The sequence below is a fragment of the Methylobacterium crusticola genome, from assembly GCF_003574465.1.
Lineage (GTDB): Bacteria > Pseudomonadota > Alphaproteobacteria > Rhizobiales > Beijerinckiaceae > Methylobacterium > Methylobacterium crusticola.
In genome coordinates this window covers 14191-33194 of sequence record NZ_QOWC01000025.1, presented here as the reverse complement: position 1 = coordinate 33194, position 19004 = coordinate 14191, and the positions used below count along the sequence as shown (strand labels likewise).

17 protein-coding genes are annotated in these 19004 nt (G+C 74.1%); 12 read left to right on the top strand and 5 right to left on the bottom strand.

The window, feature by feature from the left end; genetic code table 11:
• The first annotated feature begins 280 nt into the window (after positions 1-280).
• Together DT057_RS14110 and DT057_RS14105 are read left to right on the top strand one after the other, a co-directional pair.
• Positions 281-1768, top strand: a complete 1488-nt coding sequence (locus DT057_RS14110) for a deoxyribodipyrimidine photo-lyase (RefSeq protein ID WP_128562739.1) — start codon at positions 281-283, stop codon at positions 1766-1768.
• A gap of 489 nt (positions 1769-2257) precedes the next feature.
• Complete coding sequence (locus DT057_RS14105; RefSeq protein ID WP_128562738.1) at positions 2258-2506, top strand: hypothetical protein; 249 nt, start codon at positions 2258-2260, stop codon at positions 2504-2506.
• A 163-nt stretch (positions 2507-2669) separates the two neighbouring features.
• Here the strand turns inward: DT057_RS14105 and DT057_RS14100 are convergent, their stop codons facing one another.
• The gene (locus DT057_RS14100; protein ID WP_128562737.1) at positions 2670-3020 is read right to left on the bottom strand and encodes an MmcQ/YjbR family DNA-binding protein; all 351 of its coding nucleotides are present in this window, start codon (positions 3018-3020) and stop codon (positions 2670-2672) included.
• 447 nt (positions 3021-3467) lie between these two features.
• Between DT057_RS14100 and DT057_RS14095 the strand changes: the two genes are divergently transcribed.
• Entirely contained in the window at positions 3468-4712 is a 1245-nt protein-coding gene (locus tag DT057_RS14095) for a cupin domain-containing protein (protein WP_128562736.1), read from the top strand.
• Between the two features lie 134 nt (positions 4713-4846).
• Here DT057_RS14095 and poxB read toward each other — a convergent pair whose 3' ends face one another.
• The 3 genes from poxB to DT057_RS14085 all read right to left on the bottom strand — a co-directional run bounded on the left by poxB (position 4847) and on the right by DT057_RS14085 (position 8094).
• Complete coding sequence (gene poxB, locus DT057_RS14090) at positions 4847-6583, bottom strand: ubiquinone-dependent pyruvate dehydrogenase (RefSeq protein ID WP_128562735.1); 1737 nt, start codon at positions 6581-6583, stop codon at positions 4847-4849.
• 784 nt (positions 6584-7367) lie between these two features.
• Positions 7368-7541 carry a hypothetical protein gene (locus DT057_RS36150; protein WP_203236276.1) on the bottom strand — a complete coding sequence of 58 codons (174 nt, stop codon included), beginning with the start codon at positions 7539-7541 and terminating at the stop codon, positions 7368-7370.
• A 310-nt stretch (positions 7542-7851) separates the two neighbouring features.
• The gene (locus DT057_RS14085; RefSeq protein WP_128562734.1) at positions 7852-8094 is read right to left on the bottom strand and encodes a hypothetical protein; all 243 of its coding nucleotides are present in this window, start codon (positions 8092-8094) and stop codon (positions 7852-7854) included.
• 286 nt (positions 8095-8380) lie between these two features.
• On the opposite strand from DT057_RS14085, the gene DT057_RS14080 reads away from it, so the two are divergent.
• Both DT057_RS14080 and DT057_RS14075 read left to right on the top strand, forming a co-directional pair.
• A complete protein-coding gene (locus tag DT057_RS14080; RefSeq protein ID WP_128562733.1) occupies positions 8381-9154 on the top strand; it encodes a creatininase family protein in 774 nt (257 codons plus the stop codon).
• A gap of 153 nt (positions 9155-9307) precedes the next feature.
• A complete protein-coding gene (locus tag DT057_RS14075; RefSeq protein WP_128562732.1) occupies positions 9308-10357 on the top strand; it encodes an AI-2E family transporter in 1050 nt (349 codons plus the stop codon).
• Positions 10358-10388: 31 nt separating this feature from the next.
• Here DT057_RS14075 and DT057_RS14070 read toward each other — a convergent pair whose 3' ends face one another.
• On the bottom strand, positions 10389-11294 hold the full coding sequence (locus tag DT057_RS14070; protein WP_128562731.1) for a LysR family transcriptional regulator: 906 nt from the start codon (positions 11292-11294) through the stop codon (positions 10389-10391).
• A 139-nt stretch (positions 11295-11433) separates the two neighbouring features.
• Between DT057_RS14070 and DT057_RS14065 the strand changes: the two genes are divergently transcribed.
• The 7 genes from DT057_RS14065 (at position 11434) to DT057_RS14035 (ending at position 19004) form a co-directional block, all read left to right on the top strand.
• A complete protein-coding gene (locus tag DT057_RS14065) occupies positions 11434-12168 on the top strand; it encodes a LamB/YcsF family protein (protein ID WP_128562730.1) in 735 nt (244 codons plus the stop codon).
• Positions 12169-12210: 42 nt separating this feature from the next.
• Positions 12211-12456: an acetyl-CoA carboxylase gene (locus tag DT057_RS14060; protein WP_128562729.1), complete on the top strand. Its 246-nt coding sequence runs from the start codon at positions 12211-12213 to the stop codon at positions 12454-12456.
• 4 nt (positions 12457-12460) lie between these two features.
• Positions 12461-13822 carry an acetyl-CoA carboxylase biotin carboxylase subunit gene (locus tag DT057_RS14055; protein ID WP_128562728.1) on the top strand — a complete coding sequence of 454 codons (1362 nt, stop codon included), beginning with the start codon at positions 12461-12463 and terminating at the stop codon, positions 13820-13822.
• A gap of 17 nt (positions 13823-13839) precedes the next feature.
• The gene (locus DT057_RS14050; RefSeq protein WP_128562727.1) at positions 13840-14703 is read left to right on the top strand and encodes a 5-oxoprolinase subunit B family protein; all 864 of its coding nucleotides are present in this window, start codon (positions 13840-13842) and stop codon (positions 14701-14703) included.
• Positions 14696-15679, top strand: coding sequence for a 5-oxoprolinase subunit C family protein (locus DT057_RS14045; protein WP_128562726.1), 984 nt, complete (start codon positions 14696-14698; stop codon positions 15677-15679). Before DT057_RS14050 ends, DT057_RS14045 begins: the two co-directional genes overlap by 8 nt.
• Before the next feature lie 244 nt (positions 15680-15923).
• On the top strand, positions 15924-16883 hold the full coding sequence (locus tag DT057_RS14040) for an AraC-like ligand-binding domain-containing protein (RefSeq protein WP_128562725.1): 960 nt from the start codon (positions 15924-15926) through the stop codon (positions 16881-16883).
• Between the two features lie 48 nt (positions 16884-16931).
• Complete coding sequence (locus DT057_RS14035) at positions 16932-19004, top strand: hydantoinase/oxoprolinase family protein (RefSeq protein ID WP_128562724.1); 2073 nt, start codon at positions 16932-16934, stop codon at positions 19002-19004.

Genomic DNA, 19004 nt, shown 5'->3' with positions numbered 1-19004 from the left:
GGCGGACCTGCCGGAGCGTGCCGCGCGCGAGGACGGGGACCCGAGCTCTCGACCCGGGATCCTGCTTGCCGGCGCGGGGCCAGGATCCGCACGTCAAGGGGCCGGGGCCGGGGCCGGCATGGCGGGAAGCCGAGGCTAGCGCCGCCGGGCCGGTGCCCGCCGGCCTCGCGGATCGCGACGTCGGGGCGGGGCCGCGCGGTCGCCCGCCCGACGCAGGGTCGCGCAAAAATGCCGCTCGGCGGACCTTGAACCCGCGCGCGGTCCCGCCCGTTCGAGCCGCATGGATCACGATCTGCCGCCGACCCTCGCGAACTGGCGTGAAGCACCCCGCGTCCGCGCCCTGAATGCCGCCCGGCCCGTCAGGGCTTCGCGCTACGTTCTGTGCTGGCTCCAGCAGGCGCTGCGCGCCGTCGACAACCCCGTCATCGACGCCGCCATCCGCCTCGGCAACGCCCACGGCCTGCCGGTCCTCGTCTATCACGGCGTGCGGGAGGATTACCCGTTCGCCTCGGACCGCCTGCACCGCTTCGTCCTCGGCGCATCGCGGGACCTCGGACGCGAGTGCCGCGCCCGCGGGCTCTCCTGCGTCCAGTTCGTCGACCGGGCGGCCAAGCGCGAGCGCGGTCTCGTCTACCGCCTCGCCGAGCACGCCGCCGCCGTGGTGCTGGAGGACCAGCCCGCGTTCGTGGCGCAGTGGCAGGCGGAGCGCTTCGCCGCCCGGGCGCAGGGCGCGGTCTTCGCCGTCAACGCCGCCTGCGTCGTGCCGCCGGCCGCGATCGAGCAGGGGGTCGGCACGACCTCCGCCTTCCGCCGGCGTCACGAGCGGGTCCGTGAGACCTGGTACGGCTGGGTGGACGAGGTCTCCGACGCCGGCCCCTACGCGGGTCCGCTGCCCTACGAGCCCGACCTGCTCGCCGACCTCGACGACCCGGCCCTCGACGCCCTGGTGGCGACCTGCGCGATCGACCACGCCCTGCCGCCATCCGCCCTGTTCCCGGCGACCCGGGCCGAGGTGGCCGCGCGGCTCGTGCGGCTGCGGGACGAGGTTCTGCCGGCCTATGCCGGCGCGCGCAACAATGCGAGCCGGCCCGAGGGCGCGAGCACCCTGTCGCCGTACCTCCATTTCGGCGTGGTCGGCCCGCGGGAGATCGTGGCCGCGGCCCAGGCCGCCGACGTCGAGCCGGACGCCCGCGGCAAGTTCCTGGACGAGCTGGGAACCTGGCGCGAGTGGTTCCACTACAAGGCCCGCACCATGCCCGTGCCGGAGAGCTTCGCCCGCGTGCCGGCCTGGGCCCGCCGCGAACTGGCGGAGCACGCCGGCGACGCGCGACCCGAGCTCGAGACCCTGGCCGCGCTGGTGGCGGGCGAGACCGCCGACGAGACCTGGAACGCGTGCCAGAAGCAGTACCTGCTCGATGGCTGGATGCACAACAACCTGCGCATGTACTGGGCCAAGCGCGTGATCGCGATGACGCCGAGCCCGGAGACGGGCTGGGCGACCGCGTGCTACCTCAATGACCGGTTGAGCCTGGACGGCCGCGACCCCTCGACCTACGGCAACCTGGCCTGGGCATTCGGTGACGCCGCGCCCGGCTACGGCCGGCGGCCGATCTACGGCCTCGTCTCGACGCGGACGGACGCGTCGATCCGCAAGCAGGTGGGCGGCCCTGCCTGGATCGCCCGGGCGGCGGGGCGCGAGACCCTTCGGCTCGCGGTGCCGGCCGAGCCGCCCGTCGATCCCTACCTGAGCGGCGTGGCGCCGATCTGACGACCCGTGCCGATGCCGGCATCGACGCCGTGCCCGGCCGATCGGGGCGCGGGCGGAGGCCCTCCGGGTTGCGAGCGACCCGGCTTCCCGTCCCGCGGCGCGAAACCCGATCGCGGCGCGTTGAGCCCGGTGGGGACGCCTTGGCCCGCGGCCCGCGAGGTGCGTCGCCGCAGGAGGAACGGATGCCCGACATCGCTCTGCCGGACCTCGCGTCCGTCGTCGGGATCGTCGCCGCGGCCTGAGGCGCGCGGAACGGACCGGCAGGAGGCCGTCATCCGCGCCTGTCCGGTCTTCGGCGATGCCGTGCTCCGGCGGGCCCGCGCCGGGTCCAGGCTCGGTGGGACGCCGACGCGGATCGAAGGGATCCGGGACGGGCAGCGGCCGGGGCAGCCGCCGGCGGGTTGGAATCCTCGTCGGGACCGGGGTCGAGGCTGGTCCCGGGCGATCGAGAGCGGCTCCCCGCGCGGGTGCCGGATGTGGAGGATTGCGATGCGGTACTGGCTCGGCCTGTTCGGTCTCTGCGTCTGGAGCGGCGTGTCGGCAGCCGAGCCGCCTCGAACCATCGGGCGTCTCCTCGCCGAGGGCTGGGACGTTGCCGGGTACGTTGGAACCTTCGACAGCCGCTCCACGGTGATCTTGTTTCGCAAGAAGGATGTGAACTTTCTTGTCCAGTGCTCCAATCTGTACGACGTGACGAGAAACCCGCGGGTCATCTCAAACTGCTACGAACTTCATTGAGGGCCGGCGCGACCGCGCAGCCGTCGGCGCGCCTCGGCGGGCATTTCGCTCCCGGCCCCGCGGGATGCGGCCCCGGCCTGCCTCGACACCTTCGTGGACAGGCCGAGGGCGTGCGGCGGGAGCCCGCCGCGGTCGGAGCCGACGGGTGCGGCCTCCCGATCCGTCACTCCCCGACCCGCGCTGCGTCGAAGCCGGCGACGGCGCGCCTGGGCGCCACCTCCCGCCAGCGACGCACCAGGAAGGGCCAGAGCCGCTCAGGCTCCAAGGCCGCCAACCGAGCCAGAACCGCTGGATGCCCGGCGTAGTGGGGCGTGACGTGGAAGACCCGGGGGTCGACCGCCATCAGCACCTCGCGCTCGTCCGGCGGGACGCCGTGGAGAACGAGGCTGTCATCCTCGGTACGCAGGCGCGTCACGAGCCTGCCCCTCACCTTGAGGGCGGGTGTGCCGTAGGAGGTCGAAGCCTCCATGCCGGGCAGCGTCAGGCCGCTTGCGAGCACGTCGTCCCAGGTCATGCCCGAATCCTCGCCGATCGGGGGTGCGGGCGAAAGACCACCCAGGGCCGCCGACCGCTCCCGACGCGGTCCCGTCGGGCGCGGCTGCGCCTGCGCGCCCGGCGCCGTCTCGGCCCCGCCCTGCCCTCCGGCGGGAGGCCGCGCACGCGCATCCGCGCAGCGAGGCTCCGGCTGGCAGGATGCGGGCCGGCGGCGATCCGGCCGGGTGATCGCCTCATACGTCGGGATGATTGATCGGGGATCGGGCCGGTCTATTCTTTCCCGTCGTAGCACAGGCCAGACATTCCGAGGCCCTCCGGCCTCGAACACGCGCGCTTCCGCACACGACCGTCACGCGACATCGCGCCGCCTCTCCGGGCGCGCACCTGCTTGCCGTCCGCGGGTGCGCGCCGCCCGTCCGGCGCGCCGGCCTGCCAGCCCCGGGTCACCCCCGGATAAGGACCTGTCATGGACCCTCTCTCCCGACGCAGCATCCTCGCCCTCGCGGCCACGGGGAGCCTCGCCGCCGCCACGCCGGGCCGCGCCGCCTCCTTCGGGAACCCCGACGCGCCGCCGCAGGGCGCCGTCAACGCGAGCCCCGGGGCCCTCGCCGATCCCGGCCCCCGGAGCCCGCCCCTCGCGGCGCAGTTCCCGTCCGCGCAGAACCCGCCGGCGACCGATGTCGGCGACATGCCGACCTTCTGGTCCTCCTTCAACACGGCCCACAAGCGCATCCAGCGCGGCGGCTGGGCGCGCCAGGTCACGCAGGCCGACTTCGCGATCTCGACCACGGTCTCGGGCGTGAACATGCGGCTCGATGCCGGCGGCATCCGGGAGATGCACTGGCACCTCGCCGCCGAGTGGGCCTACGTGACCAACGGGCGCTGCCGCATCACCGTGCTCGATGCGGGCGGGCGCGCCGTCGTGCAGGACGTCCGCCGGGGCGATCTCTGGTACTTCCCGGCCGGGATGCCCCACTCCCTCCAGGGGCTCGGGCCGGAGGGGTGCGAGTTCCTCATCGTCTTCGACGACGGCAGCCAGTCCGAGTACGGCACGCTGCTCCTGACCGACTGGCTCGCCCACACCCCGCCCGAGGACCTCGCGCTGAACTTCGGCGTGCCGGCTGCCACCTTCGCGTCGATCCCCCTCACCGACCTCTGGATCTTCCAGGGGCGCGAGCCGGGGCCGCTGCCGGCCGACCAGGCGCAGGTGGCCGCGGGCGGCGCGCCGCCCGAGCCCTTCACCTTCTCGCTCGAGGCGAGCACGCCGGTGCGCGAGAACGCGTCCGGGCGCCTGCAGATGGCCGACAGCCGGACCTTCAGGATCTCGAAGACCATCGCGGCCGCCGTCGAGGTGATCAGGCCGGGCGCGATGCGGGAGATGCACTGGCACCCCAACGCCGACGAGTGGCAGTACTACGTGCAGGGCGAGGGGCGCATGACGGTCTTCGACGCAGGCCCGCGGGCGCAGACGGCGGATTTCCGGGCCGGCGACATCGGCTACGTCCGCAAGAGCAACGGCCACTACGTCAAGAACACGGGCAGCACCGACCTGATCTTCCTCGCGGTGTTCCGGACCGGCGAGTACCAGGAGATCAGCCTGTCCGACTGGCTGACCCACACGCCGGCCGACCTCGTCGCCCAGCACCTGAACGTCGATCCGGCGGTGCTGCGCCGCTTCCCCGCCGACCGGCCGGGCCTCGTCCCGGGCTGACGGGCCCGCCTCGCCGACCCCGGGCGGGCGCAGGCCGTGTCCCCGGGGCCGCCCGACCGAGACCGGGCGGCCCCCCTGCCCGGCCGCCGCGGCGGCGGTCCGCCCCGGACGAGGACAGCCCGGTGCGCGCCGCCTCAGCGGGGCAGGAGGTTGGTCCTGGCGAGGTCGACCACCTCGTCGCCGCGCCCGCTCATCACGGCGCGGATGAGCCAGAGGCCGAAGCCCTTGACCTGCTCGAGCCCGATGGTCGGCGGCATCGAGAGCTCCTGCGTGGCCGTGACCACGTCGAGGAGCGCCGGTCCGTCATGGGCCAGCACCGACGCCACCGCGTCCGGGAGATCGCCCGGGTCCTCGACCCGCACGCCGTGGATCCCCATGGCGCGGGCCATGGCGGCGAAGTCCGGGTTCTCCAGCGCCGTGCCGAGCTCGACGAAGCCCGCCGCCTTCATCTCCAGGGCGACGAACCCGAGCGTGCCGTTGTTGAAGATCACGACCTTCACGGGCAGGCTCATCTGCTTCAGCGTGATCAGGTCGCCCATCAGCATGGTGAAGCCGCCGTCGCCCGAGAGCGACACGACCTGCCGCCCGGGCTGCGCCGCCTGCACGCCGAGGGCCTGCGGCAGGGCGTTGGCCATCGAGCCGTGCGACAGCGACCCCACGAGGCGCCGGCGCCCGTTCATCGTCAGGTAGCGCGCCGCCCAGATCGTCGGCGTGCCGACGTCGAAGGTGAAGACCGCGTCGTCCGCCGCCGCCTCGCTCACCAGCCGCGCCAGGTACTGCGGATGGATCGGCGTGCGCCCGGGCGTCCCCTGCGCGAGCTGGTCGAGCCCCTGGCGGGCGCGGCGGTAGCGCGCGAGGCTGTCGTCGAGGTGCGCCCGGTCGGTCCTGGGCGTCAGCCGCGGGAGCAGGCCCGCGATGGTCGCGCCGACGTCCCCGACGAGGCCGAGGTCGAGCCGGCAGCGGCGCCCGAGGTTCTCGGGGCGGATGTCGACCTGGGCGATCCGGGCGTCGGCGGGCAGGAACTGCTTGTAGGGGAAGTCGGTGCCCAGCATCAGGAGCACGTCGCAGGCGTGCATGGCCTCGTAGCCCGACGCGAAGCCGATGAAGCCCGTCATGCCGACGTCGTAGGGGTTGTCGAACTCGACGTGCTCCTTGCCGCCGAGCGCGTGCACGATGGGGCTCTTGAGCGTCTCGGCGAGCCGCATGAGCCCGGCACGGGCGCCGGCGCAGCCGCGGCCGCAGAACAGGGTGACGCGCTCGGCCCCGTCGAGGAGGCGGGCGAGCGCGTCGAGCTCGGCCTCGCCGGGGGTGACGACGGGGACCGGCGGCAGCAGGCCGGCATTGGGGGCGATGCCCCGGCGCGGGGCCGGCCGGAGCGCCACGTCGCCCGGCACCACCACGACGGCGACGCCGCGCCGGCCGACCGCCGCCCGGATGGCGTTCTCCAGGACGTAGGGCATCTGGGCGGGGTCCGACACCAGCTCGCAGTAGACGCTGCACTCCTGGAACAGGGTCTGGGGGTGCGTCTCCTGGAAGTAGCCGCCGCCGATCTCGGCCGAGGGGATCTGCGCCGCGATGGCCAGCACCGGGGTCCGGGTGCGCTGGGCGTCGTAGAGGCCGTTGATGAGGTGCAGGTTGCCGGGCCCGCAGGATCCGGCGCAGACCGCGAGCCGGCCGGTGACCTGCGCCTCGCCGGCCGCCGCGAAGGCGGCGGCCTCCTCGTGCCGGACGTGGACCCAGTCGATGGTGCCGCGCCGGCGCAGGGCCTCGGTGAGCCCGTTGAGGCTGTCGCCCACGATGCCGTAGATGCGCGCGACGCCGACCTGCTGCAGGGTCTCGGCGATCAGGTCGGCGACGGTGCTGGTCGACATGATGTCCTCGCTGAACGGTGTTGGCACGGCCAGCCGGAGCGACCGGGCGCGACGGAGGGCGCGCCGGGGCCGGCCGCGGACCCGGGACCGCCGCGGGCCCGCCGGCGCCGCGGCCCGTCGACCCCGGCGAGGAAGCCACGGTGCGCGTGGCGAACCAACCTATACGTTCGGATGGCGGCGATGCACCCCCGTGCCCGGGTTCCCGGCGCGCCGTGGGCCCGGCGGTCCGTCAGGCGCGGCACCTCGGATCGGCCGGGATCCGCGCCGAGGGCCGGGCTCCGGTTGAACCCACCGTCCGAGAGGCCATCCGACGCGGCGGTCGCGCGGGACGGCGGCAGCGTCCACCGGGCCCCGGCCGACACCTCGGGCATCGGCCGCTGCGCGGTCGTCGCCGATCCGCAGGGCGCGCCGTTCATGCTGTTCGCGCCCCCGGGCGAGGCGCCCGCCCCGGTCGCGCCCGGCCCTCGGCGGCATGATGACGAGGCCCGGGGCCCTCCCGGCGCCGTTCCGGCTCTACGACTTCACCGTCGCCGGGCGCGGTGGAGCGCGTGACCCGGGCGGGCGGCGAGGTGCCGATGGGGTCCCGCCAGGTCCCCGGCGGGAGCTGGGTCGTGCAGTGCCGGGATTCCCGGGGCGCCGCGTTCGCCCTCGTGGCCTCGCCGGCCGCCCGAGCGGCGCCTTCGGGCCGCCTCCCGGCGCTCGAGAACGCGGAGTGCCCGGCGACGTTGCGGCCGGGGCGCGCGCGCTGCGGCCTGATGCGGCGCGCGGCGACCCGCGGCGGCGCTCAGTAGGGATCGTAGGTCGCGCCGCGATCGAGGTTGAGCTTGAGGGTCAGCTCGCGCGTGTCGATGCCGGCTGCGATCTTCGCCTGCGACTTCGGCGGGGAAGTCAGCATCGTCATCCAGAACGCACCCGTTGCCAGCGCAAAGGCGGCCGCGATCAAGCTGAACTTGCGCATGCAACTCTCCACAATGTTTTTCTGAAGTGTGTCCAAGCTCATGCGCCGCCACGCGGCGGCTTGGACTGATCCGGAACCTACCACTTAAGTAGAAGAATGAAAACTCCTATTTTTGAGCATTCTAAGGATGGCAGCGACTGCATGGTGGGCAGGCCACAGTCGTAAGTCAGACAAATCATTGATTTGAATGATACGTCGGACCGCCCGGCATCCTCTGCCCGGCGCTGCCGTCATGGGCGAGACGATCTCGCGATCCCGGGGCGGAGCACCGGCGCCGGACGCCCGGCGTCGGCGCGCCGCCGGCCCCCGATCAGGCGGCCCGCCGCGGCGTCGGCACCTCGAGCCGCGTGATGAAGCGGGCGCGGTCCCACAGCTCGATGGCGTGGTTCTCCATCATCCCGTGGGCGAAGCTCACCGCGTCGTCGTCATCCCGGGCGGCGATCAGTTCGGCCCACACGATCTTGTCGCTCTCATCGAGCAGGTAGGCCCGATAGGTCGGTTCGGTGTGGCGAAAGATCCTGCCGAAGGTCGAAGTCTCTCTCTGGTCAGCCACATCATCCCCCTTGGCTCGAGGTAGCGTGAGCCCGGAAAAAACATTCCTTGTCTGGCGCCAGATCTGCCTCGGGTCGGGCCTAGCCTATGCTCCCGATTTGCGGCCGCGAATAGCGCCGCGGACGGATTAGAGCCCTCATATTACCTCAGTATTACGTCGCCGGCCGGCGCCACGGTGGGCCGGCGCCGCGGCGGGGCGGACGCCGCCGGGAGCCGGCCGGCGCCGCGGCTCTTGACGGCGGCGCGCCGCCGGCCGTTCTGGCCGGCGCCCCACCGAGGAGATCCCCATGACCGAGACCGCCTGGAACCGCCTCTCCGCCGAGGCCCTGCGGGCGCTCGCCGCCCGCGACGCCGTGGTGCTGCTGCCGGTGGCCTCGACGGAGCAGCACGGGCCGCACCTGCCGACCGGCGTCGACGACATCCTGTGCGGCGCCGTGTGCCGGCGGGCCGCGGGCCTCCTCGCCCCGGACCTCCCGGTCGTGGTGGCGCCGACGCTCTGGTGCGGGCTCGCCGAGCACCACGTCGCGCTCGGCGGCACCTTCAGCCTGAGCCTCCCCACCTACCACGCGCTGCTGCGCGACCTGTGCGGCTCGATCCTGCGGGCGGGCTTCCGGCGCATCGTCCTCGTCAACGGCCATGGCGGCAACATCGCCGCGCTCGCCGCGCTCACGGTCGAGCTGACCCGCGAGCTCGACGCGCCGGTCGCCACCGCGACCTACTTCATGGACGGGACCGAGGCGGCGCGCGCACTCCTCGAGGATCAGGACGGCCTGATGCATGCCTGCGAGGCGGAGACCTCGATGATGATGGCGCTCGAGCCAAACCTCGTGGACGGGGCGCGGCTGCCCGAGGCGCACGGGCCGGCCTTCGACGTCGCCGCCTGGCTGCTGCCGACCCTGCGCCGGCCGCGCTCCTTCAGCGAGTTCACCCCGCGCGGCGTCGCCGGCGACGCGCGGCGCGCCGACGCCCGCAAGGGAGAGGCGCTGCTGGCCGTCTACGCCGGCGCCCTCGCGGCGTGCCTGCGGGCCGGCGAGCCCTGGGCGCCCGCCGGCGCGGCCTGAAGGCCACGGCCCGGCCGGCCGGACGCAGGGCCTCCCGGCGGGGTGCGGCCCCGCCAGGGTGCCGCCCCGGCAGGGCGCGGCCCCGGCAGGAGGCCTGCTCAGGCGGGGCGGGCGCGTGTACACTGGCGAGAGTGCAGCGCTTGAGCCGGCCTCATGCTCGACTCCCCCCGGACGCCACCGCCCGCCACCCTCGCGCCGGGCGCTCCCTCTCGCCTCGAGGCCGCGACGCTCGCCCTGGCGGCCCTCGCGCTCGTCGGGGTGCTGCAGGTCCATCTGCTCGGGTCGCTGCTCGCGGGGCTGCTGGTCTACGAGATCGTGCACGCGCTGGCGTCGAGCCGCCTCGGCGCCCGGGTGCATCGCCACACGGCCAAGATCATCGTCGTGGCGGTGCTGGCGGGCATCGTCGTCGCGGCGGTCGCGGCGGCGATCCTCGGCCTCATCGCGGTGCTGTCGGGCGAATCGGACAACCTGTCGGTGCTCCTGCGCAAGATGGCCGAGGTGCTCGAGACCGCCCGCTCCCGCCTGCCCCCCTGGGCCCTCGGCTTCCTCCCCGAGGAATCGACCGAGCTCAAGGCGGAGGCGGTCGCGTGGCTGCGCGAGCATGCCGGCCAGGTGCGCTCCCTCGGCCAGGACCTCTGGCGGGGCCTGATCCACATCGTGTTCGGCCTCGTGATCGGCGGCATGGTCGCGGTGAGCCGCGAGAGCGGGCCCGCCGAGCGCGGGCCGCTGGTGCGGGCCCTGACGGACCGCGTCCGGCTGCTCGGGGCGGCCTTCCGCAGCGTCGTCTTCGCGCAGGTCCGGATCTCGGCCCTCAACACCGCGCTCACCGCCGTCTACCTGCTCGGGCTCGTGCCCTGGCTGGGCATCCCGCTGCCGTTCACGAAGACCATGGTGGCGGTGACCTTCCTCACCGGGCTCCTGCCGGTGATCGGGAACCTGATCTCGAACACGGTGATCGTCCTGGTGAGCCTGAGCGTCTCGCCGGCCCTCGCGGCCGGCTCGCTCGCCTTCCTGGTCGTCATCCACAAGCTCGAGTACTTCGTGAACGCCCGGGTCATGGGCGGCCAGATCCAGGCCCGCGCCTGGGAGCTGCTCCTCGCCATGCTGGTCATGGAGGCGGTCTTCGGCGTGCCCGGCCTCGTGGCGGCGCCGATCTTCTACGCCTACCTGAAGAACGAGCTCTCGGCGCAGCGCCTGATCTGAGGCGCGGGCCGGGCGCCGGGCGCGCCCGCGCTCACCCCTGCCCCGCGCAGGCGAGGCCGAGGAACTCCCGGAAGGCCCGGGCCGCCGGCGCCAGCGCGGCGCCGGCCCGCCAGGCGAGGCCCACGTCCATGGTCGGCACGTCGTCCTCGAGCAGGCGCCGCTCCAGGCGCTGCCCCTCGAGCGACCAGGGCCGGTAGACGAGGTCCGACAGGATGGTCACGCCCATGCCGGCCGCCACCATGCTGCGCACGGATTCGACCGAAGAGGTCCTGAAGATCACCTCCGGCCTGAACGGCGTGCGCGCCCAGTAGCGCCCGGCGGTGTGGCCGGCCTCGTCGACCGTGAGCATGATGTAGGGGTTGCGGGCGACGTCGCTCAGGCCGACGCGGCCTTCCCGGAGCAGCGGGTGCTCGGCGGGCAGCCAGAGCCTGCGGCGCGAGCGGATCAGGGTCTCGGAGGCGAGCTCCCGCCGGGCCTCGAGGTTCGAGACGAGGAGCACCGCGATGTCGAGGGCCCCGTCGAGGAGCGCCCGCTCGATCACGTCCCGGGGCGCCTCGAAGAGGCTGAGGGTCACGTCCGGGAAGCTCGAGGCGAAGCGGGCGTGGTGGCGCGGGAGGAAGTAGCCCGCCACCGTGTAGGTCAGCCCGACCCTGACCGTGCCCGAGACCGCGGCGCCCACCGCCCGGGGCTCGCGCAGGGCCTCGGCCACCGCCGCCGTGATGTTGCGGCCGTGGAGCAGGAAGCGGCTGCCCTCCCGCGTCAGGGCGACGCCCCCCGGGTGGCGCTCGAACAGGCGCACGCCGAGCACCCCCTCGAGGTGCTGCACCGCCGCCGTCACGGCGGATTGCGAGACGTTCAGCTCCACGGCGGCCTGCGAGATCCGGCCCGCCTCCGCCGCCGCGATGAAGTAGCGGATCTGCTTGAGGGAGATCGACACGCCCGCAACCCCCGCGGCCCGACCGGAACCCCGGACCGACGGTATCGGATTTTTCGAACGACGGCACGCGGAATCCCGATTTTACAATGGGAGGCGCCCCTGCGAGTCTCGCCGCGGTGATCCGGCCGGAGGCGTCCCGATGGTGATGGTCAACTGCGACATGGGCGAGGGCTTCGGCATCTGGCGTCTCGGCGACGACGAGGCGATCATGCCCCACATCGACATCGCCAACGTCGCCTGCGGCTTCCACGGCTCCGACTTCAACCACATGCGGGCGACGGTGCGGCTCGCCCGGCGCCACGGCGTCGCGGTCGGGGCGCACCCCTCCCTGCCCGACCTCCAGGGCTTCGGCCGGCGCGAGATGAAGATCGGCCGCGAGGAGCTCGCCAACTGCCTGATCTACCAGATCGGCGCCCTCAAGGGCTTCCTCGACGCCGAGGGCATGACGCTCAACCACATCAAGCCGCACGGCTCCCTGTACGGCATGGCGGCGCGCCAGCGCGACACCGCCGAGGCCATCTGCGACGCCGCCGACATCTTCCGGGTGCCGGTCCTCGGCATGCGCGGGACGCTGCACGAGACCGTCTACCCCGAGCGCGGCCACGCCATGGTGGCGGAGTTCTACGCCGACCTCGACTACGCCGACGACGGCAGCCTGATCATCACCCGGGAGCACCCGCCGGTGGATCCCGAGGCCGGCACCGCCCGCTGCCTGCGGGCGCTGCGCGAGGGCGTGGTGCGCACGGTGGGCGGCCGGGACGTGCCGGTCGGCTCGGAGAGCATCTGCATCCACTCCGACACGCCCGGCGCGGGCGACCTGGCCCGGACCCTGCGACGGGCGCTCCGGCAGGACGGAGGCGAGGCGCCGGCCTGACCGGCCCGCCCGCCGGAACGACGAAGCCGCGAGGGATCCCCAATGGCGCTCAAGACCGTCCACGCCCCGCTCCCGGGCACCTTCTACCGCTCTCCCACCCCCGGCGAGCCGCCCTTCAAGGCCGAGAACGACGCCGTCGCGGTCGGCGACACGGTCGGGCTCATCGAGGTGATGAAGACCTTCACCCCCGTCACCGCCGAGGAGGCCGGCATCCTCAAGGCCTTCCACGTCGGGAACGAGGACGCCGTGATGGCGGGCCAGCCGCTCTACGACCTCGAGGAGGGCTGACGGGATGGCGCTCCGCCGGATCTTCGTCGCCAACCGGGGCGAGATCGCGGTGCGCATCGTCCGCGCCGCCCGCGAGCTCGGCATCGCGACCGTGCAGGCGGTCAGCGCCGCCGACGGCGCCATGCTGGCCGCCCGCCTCGCCGACGCGGTGGCGCCCGTCGGCCCCGCCCACGCGACCAAGTCCTACCTCGACAAGGAGGCGATGCTGCGGGCCGCGCGCGAGAGCGGCTGCGACGCGGTGCATCCGGGCTACGGCTTCCTGTCCGAGAACGCCGACTTCGCCCGGATGGTCGAGGAGGCGGGCCTCGTCTTCATCGGGCCCTCGGCCGACACCATCCGGCAGATGGGCGACAAGGCGACGGCCCGCCGGATGGCCGCGCAGGCCGGCGTGCCGACGCTCCCCGGGAGCGAGGGCCGCGTCGAGGGCCTGGCGGCGGCCCGCGCGGCCGCGGCGGCGGTCGGGTTCCCGGTCATGATCAAGGCCGCGGCCGGCGGCGGCGGGCGCGGCATCCGGGTGGCGGCGAGCGCGGAGGCGCTCGACGCCCTGATCCCCCAGGCCGCCGCCGAGGCCGCGGCCGCCTTCGGCGACGGCGGCCTCTACCTCGAGCGCTTCGTGGCCGAGGCCCGCCACGTCGAGGTGCAGGTGCTGGGCGACGGGCGCGACGCCATCCACCTCTGGGAGCGGGAATGCTCGCTCCAGCGCCGCCGCCAGAAGGTGTGGGAGGAGGCCCCCGCCCCCGGCCTCGCCCCGTCCGCCCGCGAGGCCCTGTGCGCCTCGGCGGTGCGGCTCGCCCGCGCGGTCGGGTACCGCGGCGCCGGCACCCTCGAGTACCTGTACGACGCCGCCACGGGCGCGTTCTACTTCATCGAGATGAACACCCGCATCCAGGTCGAGCACCCGGTGACCGAGATGATCACCGGCCTCGACCTCGTGCGCGAGATGATCCGCATCGCCGGGGGCGAGCCCCTGCGCCTGGCCCAGGGCGACGTCCAGCCCCGCGGCCACGCCATCGAGGTGCGCATCAACGCCGAGGATGCGGCCCGCGGCTTCAGGCCGGCGCCCGGCACGGTGACGGGCCTGACGGTGCCGGGGGGACCGGGCGTGCGCTTCGACGCGATGCTCTACCCCGGCTGCGCGGTGCCGCCCTTCTACGATTCGCTCCTCGGCAAGCTCGTCGTCTGGGACGAGACCCGCGCGGCCGCCCTCGCCCGGCTGGAGCGGGCCCTCGGCGAGCTCGCGGTCGAGGGCGTGCCGACGACCGCCCCCCTCCACCGCGCGCTCCTGCGGGACCCGGCCGTGCGGGCCGGCGCGGTGCACACGCGCTGGCTCGAGGCCTGGCTCGAGTCGAACCCGCTCGCCCCCTGAGAAGGATCCTCGCGACCATGCGCTACACATTCGGTGGCGACGAGCACGTCTTCGTCGAGGTCGACGAGGCGATGTCCCTCGACGCCTTCTTCCGCAGCCTGTCGATCACCAACGCGGTGCGCGACAGCCGCATCCGGGGCGTCACCGAGATCTGCCCGGCCAACGCCTCGTTCCAGATCCGGTTCGATCCCGACCTGATCGCCCCGGACGACCTCCTGGGCGAGCTGCGGCGCCTCGAGGGCGCGGGCGCGGGGGGCGGCGAGCTGCGGACCCGGATCATCGAGATGCCGGTCTACTACGGCGATCCCTGGACGCACGAGACGCTGATGCGCTTCCGCGAGCGCCACCAGGACCCGACGGCGACCGACCTCGCGTACACCGCCCGGATCAACGGCTACCCGGACGTGCCGGCGCTCGTGGCGGCGCATGCGGGCTCGCCCTGGTTCGTCTCCATGGTGGGGTTCGTGGCCGGGCTGCCCTTCCTCTACCAGATGGTCGAGCCGGAGCGGCAGATCCAGGCGCCCAAGTACCTGCGCCCGCGCACCGACACGCCGAAGCTCACGATCGGCCACGGCGGCTGCTTCGGGGCCATCTACTCGGTGCGGGGGGCCGGCGGCTACCAGATGTTCGGCATCACCCCGATGCCGATCTACGATCCCGCGCAGACGATCAGCTACCTGCGCGAGTTCATGATCTTCTTCCGGCCCGGCGACATCGTGAAGTTCAGGCCGATCGGGCGCGAGGCCTACGACGCCGCCGTGGCGGAGGTCGAGGCCGGGCGCTTCTGCCCGCTGATCCGCGAGGTCGATTTCTCGCTCCCGGCGTTCCAGGCCGATCCGGCCGGCACCAACGCCGCGCTGCTGGGGGTGCTCCATGGCTGACGCCCGGCCGCCGCTCGAGATCGCCAAGCCCGGCCTCGCCACCACGGTGCAGGACCTCGGCCGGCCCGGCTACTACCACCTCGGCATCCCGCTCTCGGGGGCGATGGACCGGGAGGCCCTCGTCGCGGCGAACCTCCTCGTCGGCAACCACGAGGGCGACGCGGCCCTCGAGGCGGTGTTCCTGGGGCCGGAGATCCGCTTTGCCGGCGACGCCACCGTGGCGGTGACGGGCGCGGACCTGCCGCCCAGGCTCGACGGCGCGGAGCAGCCGGGCTGGGCCGCCTTCCCGGTCCGGGCCGGGCAGGTCCTGTCCTTCGGCTACCTCAAGGCCGGGGCGCGGGCCTACATCGCGGTCGCGGGCGGCCTCGACGTGCCGGTGGTGCTGGGCTCCCGGTCGACCTACGCCCTCGGCGCCCTCGGCGGCCACGAGGGCCGCGCCCTCAGGGCCGGCGACCGGATCGGCGTCGGGGCGCCCCGGCGCCCGCCGCCCGCCGGGGCGGCCCTGCCGGACGCCCTCCGGCGCAGGGCCGAGCCCGTGCTGCGCGTGCTGCCCGGCCTCTACGACCACCGGGTCACCGCCGAGGCGCGGGAGCGCTTCTTCGCCGACACCTGGAAGGTGGCGCCGGAGGCCGACCGGATCGGCTACCGCTTCCGGGGCGGCCGCCCCCTCGACTTCGTGCCCCGCGAGCCGCCCTTCGGGGCCGGCTCCGACCCCTCGAACATCGTCGACAGCGGCTACCCCTACGGCTCCGTGCAGGTCCCGGGGGGCACCGAGCCGATCGTGCTCCACCGCGACGCGGTCTCGGGGGGCGGCTACTTCATGATCGGCACGGTGATTGCAGCGGACATGGACCTGATCGGGCAGCTCCAGCCCCACCAGCCGATGCGCTTCGCCAGGGTCGACATGGCGCAGGCCCTGGCGGCCCGCCGCGAGTCGGCCGAGCGGCTGGCGCGGGTGCGGGCGGCGCTCGCCTGACGCCGGGCGGCGGGGCCCGGACCGCGCTCGCGGGCAATCCTTCGCGCGCTCGCGGGCAGCACCTCGCGCGCTCGCGGGCAGCACCTCGCGCGCTGGCGACCAAGACTTCGCGCGCTGGCGACCAAGAGTTCGGGGCCTCGATCCCGTCTACTGCGGCGGGTGTGGCGGGAGAGCGGACGACCGGGACAAAAGGGAGGGCCGGGCCCGCGGCGACGCGGCCCGGGGCAGCGAGGAGAGCGGGGCCATGCGAGTCAGATTCTCGACCGCGCACGCCGAGCCGGCGCAGCGCAGGCGCGCCTGGGACGAGGCGGTGAGCCGGACCTACTTCCCCCTCGATCTCGGCTTCGGCTCGGGCCCGGGCTTTGCCGGCGACCTCGACGTCTGGTCGCTCGGCAGCGTCGCCATCTCGCGCAACGTCTCGGACGGCCTCGTCTACCGCCGCCATGCCCGCCACCTGCTGCAGGACCACGACGAGAGCTTCCTGATCACCGTGCCGGAGCGGGCCGAGGTCTCGTTCCGCCAGGACGGCAAGGACGTGCGCTGCCGGCCCGGCGCCTTCCTGATCGAGCGCAGCCACCTGCCCTACGAGTTCGCCTACGCGGACCCCAACGCCCTCTGGGTGCTCAAGGTGCCGAGCGCGGTGCTGCGGGCCCGGATCGGCCGGCCCGAGCGGCTCGCCACCCTGAGCTTCGACGCCACCCGGGGCGTCGGCGCCCTGTTCGTCGACATGCTCCGCCTCTCCGCCCCCCGGGTCGACGAGATGGACGAGGCGGCCCGCGACATGGCCGGCCGCCACCTCGTCGACCTCCTGGCCCTCGCGGTCGAGTCCGACCCGCGGGCGCTCGGCAGCCAGGCCACCTCGGTGCAGGGCGCCCACCTCCAGCGGGCCGAGCGCTACATCCGGGCGAACCTCGCCCGCAGCGACCTGGCGCCGAACCTCGTCGCGCAGGCCTGCGGCCTCTCGGTGCGCTACCTGCACCAGCTCTTCGAGACGCAGGGCACGACCGTCTGCGGCTGGATCCGCCGCCAGCGCCTGCTGCTCTGCGACGAGGCCCTGCGCGACCCCGCCTGCCGGCGCACCATCTCGGAGATCGCCTATCGCTGGGGCTTCGGCGACCAGGCGCAGTTCAGCCGGCAGTACCGGGCCCAGTTCGGCCGCACGCCCCGGGACGCCAGGGCGGCCAGGGCGGCCAGGAGCGCCTGACCGCCGCAGGACAGCGGCCCACCGCGACCCCGAGAGGAGGCTCCAGCCTTGCAGACCCTGCGCGTGGCCGTCGACGTCGGCGGGACCTTCACCGACATCTGCATCATGGACGAGGCCACCGGCCTGATCCGGATCGAGAAGACCGCCTCCTCGCAGGACCCGATCGACGGCATCCTGGCGGGGCTCGGCAAGGCCGGGATCGACCTCGCCGCCGTGGCGCTGTTCTCCCACGGCACCACGGTGGCGACGAACGCCCTCATCACCCGGCGCCTGCCGCGCACCGCCATGGTCTGCACGGCGGGGTTCCGCGACGTGATCGAGATCCGCCGGGCCAACAAGGAGGATCTCTGGGACACCTACAAGGACGTGGTGCGCCCCTACGTCCCGCGGCGCGACCGGCTCACCGTGGCCGAGCGGATCGACGCGCAGGGCAAGGTCGTGACGCCCCTCGACGAGGCCGGCGCCCGCGAGGTCGCCCGCATCCTGCGCCGCCGCGGGGTGGCGGCGGTCGCGGTCTGCTTCATGAACGCCTACGTCAACGGCGCCCACGAGCGGCGCATGCGGGCGATCCTCGAGGAGGAACTGCCCGGCGTGCCGGTCTCGATCTCGTCCGGCGTGCTGCCGGAGATCTTCGAGCACGAGCGCTTCTCGACCACCGTCGTCAACGCCGCCCTGAGCCCGGTGGTGGTCGACTACACGGCGCGCCTCGGCGAGGCCCTGCGGCAGGGCGGCTACGCCCGCGACCTGCTGCTGCTCCACACCGGCGGCGGCGTGATGACGCCCGCCAGCGTCAAGGACTTCGCGGCCCGCCTGGCGGGCTCGGGCATCGCCGCGGGCGCCATCGCCAGCCGCCACATCGCCGGCCTGTGCGGCTACCCGAACGCCATCGGCCTCGACATGGGCGGCACCTCGACGGACGTCTCGCTCGCCTACGAGGGTCAGTCCCGGGTGACCAAGGACTGGCACATCGAGTTCGGCTACCCCATCCGCTTCGCCTCGATCGAGGTCCTGACCATCGGGGCGGGCGGCGGCTCGCTCGCCTGGACCGACGAGGCGGGCTCCCTGCGCAACGGCCCGCAATCGGCCGGCGCCCATCCGGGCCCGGCCTGCTACGGCCGCGGCAACCGCCAGCCCACCAACACCGACGCCAACGTGGTGCTGGGGCGCCTCGGCACGAGCCTCGCCGGCGGCAAGATCACCCTCGAGGCGGGCCTCGCCGCGCAGGCGGTGCGGGAGGGCGTGGCCGAGCCCTTCGGCCTCGCCCTGCCGGAGGCCGCCGACGCGATCCTGCGGGTCGCCAACGCCAACATGGCGGACGCGGTGCGGCTGATCTCGATCAGCCGCGGCTACGACCCGCGCGACTTCGCCCTCGTGGCCTTCGGGGGGGCGGGGGCGCTGCACGGGGTCGACATCGCCCGGGAGCTCGCGATCCCGGTGGTCATCGTGCCGCCGAACCCCGGCGTCACCTCGGCCCTCGGCTGCCTCCTCGTCGACATCCAGCACGACTTCTCCGAGAGCTTCCTCGTCGGCGCCGAGGAGGCCGACCCGGCCGCCACCGAGGCCGAGTTCGGCAAGCTGGAGGCGGAGGCCCTGGAGCGCCTCTCCCACGAGGGCGTGGCGGAGGGGGACATCGTGCTCCAGCGCAGCATCGACATGATGTACCAGGGCCAGTGGCGCTCCCTCGCGGTGCCCGCCCCGCGCCCGATCGGGGCGATCGCGGACCTGACCGAGGCGTTCCACCGCCAGCACGCGCGCGAGTACAATTTCCGCCGCGACGACGCCCCGGTCGGCTTCTTCCGCCTGAACCTCAAGGCCGTGGGCGTGGTGCCCAAGGCGGCCCTCGCCGCCCACGCGCCCACCGGCGCGACGCCCGAGCCGGTGGGCCGCCGGCCGGTCTGGTTCGGGGGACAGGCCCTGGACACCCCCGTCTACGACCGCGCCGCCCTGCCGGCGGCCTTCCGCCTCGCGGGGCCGGCGGTCGTCGAGCAGGTCGATTCGACCGTGCTCGTCCCGCCCGGCACCGTCGCGGAGGTGGACCGCTACCTCAACATCCTGATCCGGGTCGCGCCCGGCGAGGCGCCGTCGGGCGCGACCGGGCCCGGGTCCGGGGACAAGGAGTGA